Source organism: Bacillus cereus group sp. BfR-BA-01309 (assembly GCF_022664315.1).
GTDB classification, from domain to species: Bacteria; Bacillota; Bacilli; order Bacillales; family Bacillaceae_G; genus Bacillus_A; species Bacillus_A mobilis.
Map to the genome: position 1 here is coordinate 152,989 of NZ_JAKUHE010000007.1, position 13,426 is coordinate 166,414.

Consider the following 13,426-nt stretch of genomic DNA (forward strand, 5'->3'; position numbering starts at 1 on the left):
AAAGAAGGTGGCGGTTTGGAAATTAAACATCTTAATTTAACAGTTTCAGATGTAGCAGCTACTAGAGAGTTTTTAGAAAAATATTTTGGTTTAACTTGTAGCGGAACAAGGGGAAATGGCTTTGCAGTTTTGCGTGATAATGATGGGTTTATATTAACATTAATGAAAGGGAAAGACGTACATTATCCACAAACATTTCATGTAGGGTTTCCTCAAGAAAGTGAAGAACAAGTAAATAAGATGAATCAAAGATTGAAGGAGGATGGCTTTTTGGTCGAACCTCCTAAGCATGCACATGCGTATACGTTTTATGTTGAAGCACCTGGTGGATTTACAATTGAAGTGATGTGTTAATTCAAAATCAAACTTTTTGATATATGTTTTCAATATGAAAAGTAGGAAAAGTCTGTTTTAAGTGTAGAGCTTAAACAGGCTTTTTTACTTATAGTATCGGATAGAAAACGCTAGAAGGAATACTATTCAGTTTATATAACTGTTTACATAATAAAGTTATGCTATGTAGTTGTCCTAAAATACAAGTCATATATCTTGTTTCCTCTCATAAATTTAAACATAGGAATTTGTCTACAAAGGTGGCGAAGCCTCATCATGAAAATTCGAATTTGTGCCACATTCATGTTGTTTCTATTTATATGGTTACATCCTTTTTGGACTTTTGCAAAAGGAGAGGAGGCAAAGGAAAGGGTCGTTTCACTTGTATATGATGATTCGGGCAGCATGAGAAATAACGATCGCTGGAAATATGCCAATTATGCTTTGCAAAGTTTAGTTGCGCTATTAGATGAAAAAGATAAATTTTCGTATGTTCCAATGAGCAAGCCGAATGATCCATTAAACATTTCATTAACGAAGGATAAGAGACAAACAGAAATTGAGGGAATTGGGGCATGGAAAACGTATTTAAATACTCCGTTTAGCGCAGTAGAAACGGCGATGCAATCTATAAAAAAGGAAGCAGATATAGATGGAAAACGTGAATTTTGGCTTATTGTCTTAACTGACGGGGCATTTAATGATTTAGAGAAAGATAAGGTTGGCGGAAAAGAACAAATTTTGCAGAAGCTAGCACAGTTTAAGAAGGATATGGATGCAAAAAAGATATCGCTACATCCAATTTTAATTACGATGGAAGAGGATTTAGGACAGCAAGAAAAGGCACAACTAAATACGTTTAAAGAGATATGGAAGAAAGAGATAAACGGAGTTACGATGCCATCTAGTGGAGAGGATGGTATTGTAAAAAGCGTCAATCAAGTGGCAGCATTAGTTGCAAATCGTGATCCGTTCTCTTCTGTTGAATCGATTGTAAAAACGAAAGTAGTAGGGAAGAAAGTAGAGATTACAACACCATTTCCATTAAAGCGTATGACGCTTGTACGACAATCGCCTTCTTTGTCTACTTATCAGGTCACACAAATTTCTAAACCGTTACAATTACAATCTTCCTATTCCATACATGCACCAGGAGAAGCGAAATTATTCGGAAATATAGTTCATATCAGTACGGAAAATCAGGAAGTTATTAAACCAGGAACTTATACGATAGAGGTGGATCGAGACATTGAGAAAGAAGGACTACAAGTACTAGTTGAACCAGCGCTTAACTATACTGTTTCTACTTATGACAAAGATGATCGTAGTCAAAAAAATGTGGAAGAAATGTACGAAGGTGTTACCGCTGTTATTGAAGCGAAGCCTACCGAATTACCAATTCAGTCTTCATATTTTCAGGCAGAAGTAGAAATAGACGGAAAACAGTACCAGATGAAGTGGGACGATAAAAAACATGTATTTTACTACGAAACGAAGATTGATAAAGGATTAGTGCGCGGGAAAGTTCATATGAACATAAAGGGATTTTACAGACAGACGAAAGAATTTAAAGTCGAAGTAACGAAAAAACCAAAATTATCACTGCAAACTATTACGAAAGATTATGAAGAAAAAGTAACAAATTTAGAGAATAGTAAACCCTTTATTATACAACCACAGTTAGATGGTAAGCCGATGACAGAAGAGGCTGTAAAGAAACTATTAAAATCTACTGGTGTCACATCTAAACAATCAATCAACTATGAAATAAAACAACATGGTAATCAAATTTATATTTATCCTCGACCTCATTACTCCGACACATTCAATTTTACAGATACCGGCACCGTAGAAGCTACCATCGCAGTGCAAGATTCAAAATTACAAGAAGTAAAGAAAAGTATTTCACTTCATATTCAAAATGCACCGTTTTATGAAAAATATGCGCTTATCTTTAAGTTTGTTATTCCTATCACTTTATTACTGTTAGTAGTAGGAATAATCGTTTTAGGATGGATTGTTCGTCCAAGATTTCACCGGAAAGCACTATTGTATTATGAATGGGATCAAGAGGTAGCGAAAGATTGGTTATATCAATCTGAACCAGAGTTACTTAAAAATAAATGGTGGAAGCACTATTTTGGCATTCCGTTTAGGGCAGAAAGAAAGACTGTGCAATCTGTTACGTTTATAGCAAAGAAAGGATCGAAATCAATATTTGTAGCGAAAGAGTCACAAGTAGTAGGAATGATTATTGATGGGATGTTTATAACAGAGGATGAGGTTGGAATGGAGCATAAGACGCTATATCCAAATGAACTTTTAGTAATTGATAGAGGATATGGTAAAGAGATTTACAGGTACGAGTGTGAATAGTAGATAGGGCAAAGAGGGGGATTTTAGCTTTCCCTCCTCTTTTCAAACAAGCAAGAATAGGAAGGTGGTTCACATGACGTTACAAGTTCCAACGATATTAATTGGTTTAGGTGGAATCGGTAGTACTGTAACACATCAAATATATGAAAGACTACCTGAGGAGCGCCGGAAAAAGGTAGCAATGCACGTATTTGATACAGATGTGAATACATTGAGTAAATTTGATCATATTCGAAAGTTTAAAACACAAACGAGTTCAAGTAAAACGCCAAGAGAGTATATTGCGGGAGATCCAACGATTCCAGAATGGTTTCCAATGGACCCGACTATACTTGATAAACCACTGACGGAAGGGGCAGGACAGTTACGCGTCATTTCCCGTTTAGCGTTACGTGCTGCGATGAAAGAAGATAAATTGACATCCTTTTGGCAAGAAATCGAGAAGATTTTTCCGGTTACAAGCGATCAAACGGAATATGGAGTACGTGTCATTATAGTAACGTCACTAGCGGGCGGAACAGGTTCAGGGATGTTTCTACAAATTGCATTATATTTACGTGAAATGCTTCGGAAAAAACTGCAGCATCACAACATTTTAATACGTGGTGCGTTTCTAATGCCTGACGTTTTAGTTAAGACGAGAACGGTTAGTGCGAAAGAGTTTGAAACGGTGCAAGCAAACGGCTATGCATCTTTAAAAGAATTACATGCCATTACACTCGGTTCTACGGGGGAATTATCAAAACGCGGTGGCGTCACGATTGAATTAGAGTATCGTCCTGATCAAGTAGATGAGGATGGGAGAACGAATCATACGATTAAACAGCATCATTTACCGTACAATTATTGTTTCTTATACGATTATGAAAATCTACATGGACACCATCTGCACAATTTATCAGATTATATGGAGCAAATGGCAAATACGATTTATTTACAGTTATTTAGTCCGATGTCTGCAAACCATTTTGCGCAGGAAGATAATCAAATTCAGCAATTAGCAGAATCGAGCGGGAAAGGACGATATTGCGGGGCAGGAACGGCAAAGATTATTTATCCGTATGAGCACGTGTTAAAATATTGTGCTTTAAAATGGGCAGTGCAAGGTTTAGATGAATCGTGGCTTCATTTAGATCAACTGTTTCAAGAGAAGAAACAAAGATATGATCAAGATGTAAAACGAGGGATGCAACGTGAAAAGCCAGAGCGTGGGAAAAGTTATTTAGAAGACTTAGAACATCTTGCTACTCGTCCGGAGCAGGCTCATATTTTCTATAGACAAATGTACAATGAAACGCGTGAAGGAGCAGAAGGTGGTAAGGTTGGTGTAGCGAAATCTAAATTATTTTTAGAAGCTGTAGAAAGCTATGTACAGCGTACGGTGCAAAAAGATGAGGAATTAAACCGTCTGCAGCATGAGTGTAAAATTTCGGCTGCGAAGCTGAAAATGATGGAGCAAATGAAAGGTGAAGTAGCAAGAGTGGATCATGCGGTTCGTTTATATGCGTATGCGATTCCGAGCCGCGTACATGAACACGTAACGACACTTTTATATGACATGATTGAATCAGACCGTTTTTCACCAAGTGGTTCTGAAGGGCAGTCATATCAACTAAATACATGGTTTTTAAAGAAAACAGATCCTGTTCATCCAGTATCAGCTCGTTTTATGTTGTATGAAATTCGAAAGCAGTTAGTAGAGAAAATGAATCGTTTACATGAAAATAATGAACAAAAGCGTAATTTAATTCAAAACTACGATAAGAAATTTAATGTAAGTAATATTGATGGAACGGTAACAGCTGTTCGCCGAGTAGAAATCGCGCAGCAACAAGGCTGGTTTGGGAAAATGATGAATAATCAGCAGCGTTTGTTTAAAAAAGAATTTGAAGATATTGTAACGCAGTACGTACACAAATTAAACGAGTATCGTAAAGAAATGCTATTAGAACTCGTGTATCAATCACTATATCAAGCAGTTAATAAAATGATTCAATATTGGGAAAGGTTTTTTGATAATTTACACGAAACACGTGAAAATTTATTGTTCGAAATTCAAAAACGAAGCAAGGAATTTGAAGGGAAAACAAACCCAACGAATGTATACGTATTAGCTGAAGAGAAGTTACAAGAAAAAATATGGCAAGATATGCAGCAACATTTAAATTTAGGAGTATTACCGAAAGATATATCTGCGGAAATTTATATGAGTTTATACGGGGAATATTGCCGGGATGCGAAAACAGAAGAGATTCAATCGAAAAAGGTAGAAGACTTTTATCGTGAGCACATACTAAGTTATTGCTACGATGAATTACAAATACGCTATCGCGATAAGTTAGAACTGAATATCGTTGAGGCGTTACGAAAAGAAGCGGATTATAAGAAGCGTGATCGTGATGAATACGTCCGTGAAAAAATTGAAGACTTGTTCCATTTAGCTAGTCCATTTGTGCCGAAAGTTTCACATCATAGGGAATTACAATATTGGGGTATACATCCGTCTTTAAAGAAAGAACTACAAGAGGAATTAATTCAAGAAATGTTTAAAGAAAAAGATACAGTACATGAAGCTTTTTCGCCATTTGAAGTCATTTGTTATCGTGCGCATTACGGTTTATCGTTGCAAGACTTTCCTAAGCTTTCGTCTGGACACATTGCAAATGGATTTATGAATGATAAAGGTGATTATTTTCAGTCATACTATCGCCGTGTAAACAAGTTGAATAGTAAAAAATCTAGTTTAACGCCGCATTTAGATAAGTATTGGCACTTACCAGCATTCATGCCAGACTTAAATGTAACACAAACGAAGTTAGATTACGATAAATGTAATCGAGCTCTTCTATACGCGTATATGTATCGCTGGATTAGTTTAGTTGCTGTTGATGGTCAGTTCGTGTATCAATATAACGGCGTTGGGCGTAGCTTCTTAATTCAGTCGATGGGAAAAAATATTTCAAGTGAAAGTTACAAATTACACAGAGCGTTGCTTCATAATCCGTTTATTTATGAAAACATCTTGTCCAGATTTGAAGAAGAACAAGAAAAAGCTATGATACAGGGCGGACATTTATATACACATCCGTTTGTATTAGGTGCTCAAGATATTAGATGGCTTCGTAAAGAGCATGTCCATAATATATTAGATATGATTTTAATGTATGACCGTGAAGCGAAATATGATCCAACGCTAGAAGAAACTTCTGATGAATTATTAAGGCTATTCCTTGATGAAATTGAGTTGTATTTCCAAAACTATTACGGTACAGGTGCCGATATGGTTGCAAAGAAAGAGAAAGAAATGTTTATTAAACAATTGTGGGATCGTTCGTACGCGAAAGGTTATGTAGATCCAAATAGTGCTCCTTATAAAAAATGGCAAAATTTATTAAGCGTTCATGATGAAGAGGAGACGCCAAAAACGAATGTTTAATGAATGAAAAGGGAATCCTTAAAAGTGGCAATACAACTTTAGAAAAGAGGGATTCCGATGCCGTTTTTAGGAAGTGTATATCAAATATTTGGATTGTATCCAGAAATTTATTATGGAATGATTTCAGCTGAACTTGCAGAGCAACAAAGATTGGAACAAGCGGAAAACGAAGAACCAGAAACAGAAGCGTAACTGTATAAGAAGTTTTAAGATAAAAATGATAACACGCTACTTACTCTTTACACGTATAAGAGTAAGTAGCGTGTTTTTATTATTTAATGATCCCGTTTTCTAAAATTTTAATAGTAGGAGCTACTTTCACATTAGCTTTTGAAAAGGCACGTGGCCAATCATCTTCGACAGTTTTCCATTCTTTATATTGAAACGCTCTCGCATAATCACCAAATCCAAACGGATCAAGTTGCTGTTTTTGAATGTTGTGGATTAAATCGTTTAAATCTTTGTTTAGCTGTTTTGTAATAAGAGAAGTTAATTTCTTTCTATCTTTGTCTATATCCATGTTGAATGTAAGTTCAGATACGGAAACTTTAAAATCCATTGCAATATTAAATTTGAAGTGGTTATCGTTATAACCTGTGTGAATGTCACGATTCATACTAAGAACATTTATTGTCACGAAATCTTTGCCGTCTGTATCTTTTAAATCACTATTACTTTCAACTTGAGTAGAAGGGATCTTCATTGTAAGAGAAACTGGTGTATTGGCCTTCTTTTGTAATAGAAGAAGGAGGGCACTTTCATATCGATTTAAAGACATCTTATAAATTCCGCGAGAAGTTAATAGTGCGGAACCGGTAACGATAATATCTTTTTTTCCTTTTTTTATTTCTGAGATAGCAGGTGTTATACCTTTATTAAAAGTTTGCCTATGAAATTCATGGAATGTCGTAAACGCGGTTCGATTGTACAGTTTGTTCGTATTAATTAAATCTGTTAAATATTCAGGAAGTGCAGGCTTATCTTTAAAATTATTATATATAACGGAAGAAATTGGACCGTCAACTGCAACCATGCGCATATTTCCAGTATTTTTAGGGTCGCGATACCAAACATCAAGGTAAGGCATAGCGCCTTCTTGTTTTAAAAACTTCGTGCTAAATAAAATGAGCTGTAACTTTTCTGTAGATACTAAACCGCTACTTGAACTATTAAATGTTGCTTTCGCTTCTCGAGGGGTATGTACTGTCGCTTCATGAGTTTCGTATTTTTTCTCCACATCTTCATTAAAAATAGGGTTTACGTGGTACACAATTAATTTTCCTTTTGCTTTTGCGTCAAACCCATAAATTAATGAAATGGATTGTTTTTCTAAGTCGAGCCGATCTCCTCCACATCCTGTTAAAAAGGTTATGAGAAAGCAAAATATAGTGAAAATAAAGCATCTCATTTAAATTTTTCTCCTTTTCCAATGCTGATAAAGTGTCATGTATAAGAGAAATAAGACTGGGAATAGAAAAACGATAAAATAACTTGCAGTTCCCCAAAATTCTCGCAATGCACTTATTTGATACGAGGATGGGATATAAAAGAATAAAACGAAAACACACCCTAATAATAAAAACCAAACAGGTAATGAACTCCCTTTTTTGTTAAGCAATTGATTGATTCCATCTGAAGCAGTGAAAATATAGGGAATGCAAGAATCAAAAATAATGAAGAGATAAAATGACAAAAAGATAATTTCAAACCGTTCAAGAAATGAAAAGTGAAATGGTGTAACAAGAGAAAGAGTGGGCCATAAAAACTTTGTTATACCATCCGGGCTAAAATAAACAAAAGAGACGAACGTGACTTGAAGATAAACAAATAGCGTAATCAAATTCGCAAGAACAATGCCTTTTTTTGCAGATGATTTATTACTGAGATAAGGATAAAGGACAAATGCAAACTCAAATCCGAGAAACGCAATAATAGTTGATTTTACTGTGTTGAAAACGGGTATCCATCCCTCTTTCAGGAGAGGAAGAAGATAAACCCAATGCCCGTCTTTAAGTGGGATAAATAATAATAATGGCATCCAGAGTGTAAAGAAGACAGTAAAAACAGCATAGCGGCTAATAATAAGAACACCTTTACATGCGAGCATAAGCATTGGAATAGATAGTAACATCATAATTAAAAACATAGGAGATCTAGGTAAAATCCAAATGTGAATAACGTATAAGAGGGAGAATATTAAAGAGACAGCTGCAAGTACAGCATATAAAATCCAAAGCAGCATCGCGATTTTTCCTAGCCATTTCCCAAAATAACGTGTTAACACATCAAGTAAAGAATAACCAGGATGTTTCGCCATAATTTGTATAATACAAAGACTTACACAAGTAGTTATAGCCCATCCAATAATAATTGACATCCAGCCATCGGTATTCGCTCCTTGTGCAACTTCACGTGGAAGTGTGAGTACACCAAATCCAACTTGAACACCACTAATTGTTAGAATGTATTGAAATAAAGTGATCTCCCTCTTTGCGCGATTTGTCACTTTTTTTCCTTCCTTTCCTTCATATCTCGTTGTCGGTTTTCTTGTTTCAAGTTAAGAGAGAGAGGTCGTTTTTTCATGATTTTCCATGGGAAACGTATGAGAATGTCTTTTAAATCCGAAGCAAATGACGGAGAAAAAGGACTACCATATGGTACACCAAGTGATTCCATAGAAAGAATATGGATGATGATAATTGCCATCCCGACCATAATGCCAATGACACCAAATAAAGAAGCGATTACCATCATTGGGAATCGAAGAAGCCGAATTCCTGCCGACATTTCCATGTTAGGAATGATGAAAGAAGCGACTGCAGTAATAGATACGACGATAACCATAACATTACTTACGATTCCTGCTTGAACCGCGGCTTGTCCAATAACAATCCCTCCTACGACGCCGATCGTTTGTCCAACGGGACCAGGAAGCCGAACCGCAGCTTCGCGGAGCATTTCAAGTACTAATTCCATCAAAAGTGCTTCTAATATAGGAGGAAAAGGAATTTTAGCTCGAGATTCTCCAATTGTTAACAATAATTTAAGTGGAATCACTTCATAATGAAAGGAAATCATAGCAATATAAAGAGCTGGTGCAAATATTGCAATAAATAATCCGGTGAAACGAAGTAATCGTATGAAAGATGGAATCATTGGCCTAAAGCTGTAATCATCTATCGTCTGAAAAAAAGCTGAAAAGGTCATAGGTCCAATTAATACGCCTGGTGAGCGATCTACAACAATAGCAATTCGTCCATCCAGAATATGATGGGCCGTTGTGTCAGGGCGTTCAGTGATAGATAATTGGGGAAAGAGAGTATAGGAATTATCTTCAACAAATCCTTCTAATTCTCCGGTAGTAAGAATGGCATCCACTTTAATGGATTCGATACGGCATGCCATTTCTTGTACGACATCTTCATTTGCAGTGTCTGCTAGGTATAGCAAAAAAACCTTTGAAGTAGCTCGTTCACCAACAGTGAATTCCTTCACTTTCAATTCGCGATTTGGAATATAGCGACGAATAAGTGCAAGACTGTCGCTCGCTACCTCATTAAATCCTTCGTGTGAGCTTTTTATGGAAGTTTCTGTAGTCGGTTCTTCAATACTTCTTTTTGGCGCAGATTGCGTATCTAGTTCTAAAGCTGTAAGTTGTCCATTAATGAATAAAATGCTTTTTCCATGTAAAAGGGACTGTTCGATGTCTGCCCACTGCTGAACTTTCTTTATATTCCCGATTGTAACGGAAGATTCCCAAAAATCGTCCTCATTCCACTCTTTAAATAGGAGTGGGCGAAGAATATCAATGTTAATAACAGTTTTATCTACAAGTCCTTCCATATATATAAGTGCAGCTTCTTTGCCGTTTTTTAACGGGAAAGTGCGTGTAATTAATTCTGGAATACCGCTAAACAGTTTGGATAAGTGCTTTAAATTAAGGGAAAGAGAAGAAGAAATAGATTTTTTTAATTGGTGATCAGCTTGCTCTTGTGCAGAAAAAGATTTTTCACCACGTATCCATTTATTAAAAGACCCCATTTGTTCGCTTACTCCTTGTCATATATTATATGGGTTATTATGGATAGTTCTATGCGGACATATGCGTAGTTTAAATTTTATATTGTATATTTTTAGCTTTAACGCTATAATTATAGTGTTAAAGATGGAATCGTGATATGACCTGTTATGAATCTATCGTTTTATTTATGAATAAATGGATTGGTATTTTAGCAAGATGTGCTAATAAACTACTCCACCATGATAATAACGTGCCGAAATGTGGTGCGTATATTTTCGTGGTGGAGTTTTTTTATTCTCAAAAAGGGGGAAAGACCATGAATAACAACATGGTTCATATTACAATTGACGGAAAAAAGTATACAGCGGAGCCTGGTTCAACGATATTGGGTGTTATTAATGAGAACGGGATTGAACATCCGCAAATTTGTTACGTGCCAGAAGTAGATCCTATTCAAACATGTGACACTTGTATTGTAGAAGTTGACGGAAAGTTAATGCGCTCTTGTTCGACAGTGGCGACGGAAGGTATGAACATTGAACGTAATTCTACTCGTGCAAAAGAAGCACAAACAGAGGCGATGGATCGGTTACTAGAAAATCATTTATTATACTGTACGGTATGTGATAACAACAATGGGAACTGTAAACTGCATAATACAGCAGAATTAATGGAGATTGAACATCAAAAATATCCTTATGAACCGAAAGTAGATGTAAGTGAAGTTGATATGACGCATCCGTTTTATCGCTACGATCCCAATCAATGTATTGCATGCGGTCAATGTGTTGAGGTATGTCAAAACTTACAAGTAAATGAAACGTTATCAATAGACTGGGAAGCGGAACGCCCACGAGTTATTTGGGATGAAGGAGTAAATATTAATGATTCTTCATGCGTGAGCTGTGGCCAATGTGTAACCATTTGTCCTTGTAATGCTTTAATGGAGAAAACGATGCTCGGTGAAGCTGGATTTATGACGGGATTAAAACCAGATATTCTTGAACCGATGGTAGATTTAATTAAAGAAGTTGAGCCTGGATATAGCGGTATTTTTGCGGTATCAGAAGTGGAAGCGGCCATGCGTGATACTCGTACGAAGAAAACGAAAACAGTTTGTACATTTTGTGGCGTAGGTTGTTCATTTGAAGTGTGGACGAAAGGGCGTAAAATCCTTAAAGTACAGCCTTCTTCTGATGCGCCAGTTAACGCAATTTCTACTTGTGTAAAAGGAAAATTCGGTTGGGATTTCGTAAATTCTAAAGAAAGAATTACAAAACCTTTAATTCGTAAAAATGGAACGTTTGTTGAATCTACATGGGAAGAGGCACTACATGTAGTTGCAAGTAAATTAGGATCTATTAAAGAAAAATACGGTAAAGATGCTATCGGTTTTATTTCTTCATCAAAAATTACGAATGAAGACAATTATGTTATTCAAAAACTAGCTCGACAAGTATTTGAAACGAATAATATTGATAACTGCTCACGTTATTGCCAATCGCCAGCGACAGACGGATTATTCCGTACAATTGGTATGGGCGGAGATGCTGGAACGATTAAAGATATCGCAAAATCAGGTCTTGTTATTATTGTAGGTTGTAATCCGACAGAAGGTCATCCTGTTTTAGCTACACGTATTAAACGTGCACATAAATTACACGGACAAAAATTAATTGTGGCTGATCTTCGTAAAACAGAAATGGCAGAGCGTTCAGACGTCTTTATTAGTCCAAAACAAGGAACAGATCAAGTATGGTTAATGGCTGTTACGAAATATATGATTGATCAAGGCTGGCACGATCAACGATTTATTGATGAGAATGTAAACTTCTTTGAAGATTTCAAAGAGAGTCTGACAGAATATACACTTGAATATGCAGAAGAAATGACTGGTATTTCAAAAGAAACACTTATTCAAATGGCTGAAATGATTCGTGATGCAGATGGTACATGTATCCTTTGGGGTATGGGAGTAACGCAAAATACGGGTGGATCTGATACTTCTGCTGCGATTTCAAACTTACTTCTTGCAACAGGTAATTATCGTCGTCCAGGTGCTGGTGCATATCCACTTCGAGGTCATAATAACGTACAAGGTGCTTGTGATATGGGTACTTTACCAGGATGGCTTCCAGGATATCAGCACGTGACTAACGATATGGAGCGTGCGAAATTTGAAATGGCTTACGGAGTGAAAATTAATAGTGAACCAGGTCTTAATAATATTGAAATGCTTCATGCGATTGATGAAGGGAAAATGAAAGCTATGTATCTTGTCGGAGAAGATATGGCTCTTGTAGACTCTAATGCGAACCATGTACATGAAGTGTTATCAAGCCTTGATTTCTTCGTTGTGCAAGATGTTTTCTTATCTAAAACTGCTCAATATGCAGATGTTGTATTACCGGCAGCGCCGTCTCTTGAGAAAGAAGGTACTTTCACAAATACAGAGCGTCGTGTACAAAGATTGTATCAAGTTCTCCCTACGCTTGGAGATGCGAAGCCAGACTGGTGGATTGTGCAGGAGATTGCGAATAAATTAGGTGCAAATTGGAATTATAGCCATCCAAGTGAAATTTTTGCTGAAATGGCAAGTTTATCACCACTATTCTCACAAGCAAATTATGAAGTACTTGAAGGATGGAATAGTTTCCATTGGGGAAGTTTTGATGGAACAAATACACCACTTCTGTTCCAAGATGGATTTAACTTCCCGGATAAAAGAGCTCGTTTTGCGATTGCTGATTGGGTACGTCCAGCTGAATTCCCAGCGGAGTTCGATCTTCACATTAATAACGGTCGTATGCTTGAGCATTTCCATGAAGGGAATATGACAAATAAATCAACAGGTATTCAAACGAAAGTACCTGGCGTTTTCGTTGAAATTTCTCCAGCGCTTGCAAAAGAACGTGGAGTGAAAACAGGTTCATTAGTTCGTCTTGTCTCCCCTTTTGGAGCATTAAAATTACGTGCGCTTGTAACAGACCGTGTAAAAGCGAATGAGTTATATTTACCGATGAACTCTACAGATAATGAAACAGCAATTAATTTCTTAACAGGTCCTGCAGTTGATACGCGTACGAACACACCTGCTTATAAACAGACGAAAGTGCGTATGGAAGTGCTAGAAGTTGATGGCGAAAATCCGATGCCAAAAGCAAACCCACGTAATAAAAAACGTCATCCTCAAGCTGGTATTGAGGTAGATCGTAAGTGGGCACGTCCAGGGTATGTGCATTTAACGGATAAGTAGGAGG

At 36.6% G+C, this 13,426-nt stretch carries 8 protein-coding genes; 5 read left to right on the top strand and 3 right to left on the bottom strand.

Annotation, left to right across the window (positions count from 1 at the left end; all coding sequences use genetic code 11):
- Positions 1–15 precede the first annotated feature (15 nt).
- From MR115_RS15280 to MR115_RS15295, 4 genes are all read left to right on the top strand, one after another.
- On the top strand, positions 16–354 hold the full coding sequence (locus MR115_RS15280; protein WP_242241850.1) for a VOC family protein: 339 nt from the start codon (positions 16–18) through the stop codon (positions 352–354).
- A 255-nt stretch (positions 355–609) separates the two neighbouring features.
- Complete coding sequence (locus MR115_RS15285; protein WP_242241851.1) at positions 610–2,709, top strand: vWA domain-containing protein; 2,100 nt, start codon at positions 610–612, stop codon at positions 2,707–2,709.
- A 73-nt stretch (positions 2,710–2,782) separates the two neighbouring features.
- Positions 2,783–6,145: a tubulin-like doman-containing protein gene (locus MR115_RS15290; RefSeq protein ID WP_097819574.1), complete on the top strand. Its 3,363-nt coding sequence runs from the start codon at positions 2,783–2,785 to the stop codon at positions 6,143–6,145.
- A gap of 57 nt (positions 6,146–6,202) precedes the next feature.
- Positions 6,203–6,337 (top strand): hypothetical protein, encoded by a 135-nt coding sequence (locus MR115_RS15295; RefSeq protein WP_001116178.1) that lies wholly within the window; start codon positions 6,203–6,205, stop codon positions 6,335–6,337.
- Positions 6,338–6,416: 79 nt separating this feature from the next.
- Here the strand turns inward: MR115_RS15295 and MR115_RS15300 are convergent, their stop codons facing one another.
- From MR115_RS15300 to MR115_RS15310, 3 genes are read right to left on the bottom strand one after another with little or no spacing between them, the layout of a single operon-like run.
- A complete protein-coding gene (locus MR115_RS15300) occupies positions 6,417–7,553 on the bottom strand; it encodes a Ger(x)C family spore germination protein (protein WP_242241852.1) in 1,137 nt (378 codons plus the stop codon).
- Positions 7,554–8,651 (bottom strand): endospore germination permease, encoded by a 1,098-nt coding sequence (locus MR115_RS15305; protein WP_242241853.1) that lies wholly within the window; start codon positions 8,649–8,651, stop codon positions 7,554–7,556.
- Positions 8,648–10,186 carry a spore germination protein gene (locus tag MR115_RS15310; RefSeq protein ID WP_242241854.1) on the bottom strand — a complete coding sequence of 513 codons (1,539 nt, stop codon included), beginning with the start codon at positions 10,184–10,186 and terminating at the stop codon, positions 8,648–8,650. The genes MR115_RS15305 and MR115_RS15310 overlap by 4 nt, the downstream gene beginning before the upstream one ends.
- A gap of 296 nt (positions 10,187–10,482) precedes the next feature.
- Here MR115_RS15310 and fdhF point away from each other — a divergent pair, with 296 nt between their 5' ends.
- Positions 10,483–13,422, top strand: coding sequence for a formate dehydrogenase subunit alpha (fdhF, locus tag MR115_RS15315; protein WP_242241855.1), 2,940 nt, complete (start codon positions 10,483–10,485; stop codon positions 13,420–13,422).
- Positions 13,423–13,426: the final 4 nt, after the last annotated feature.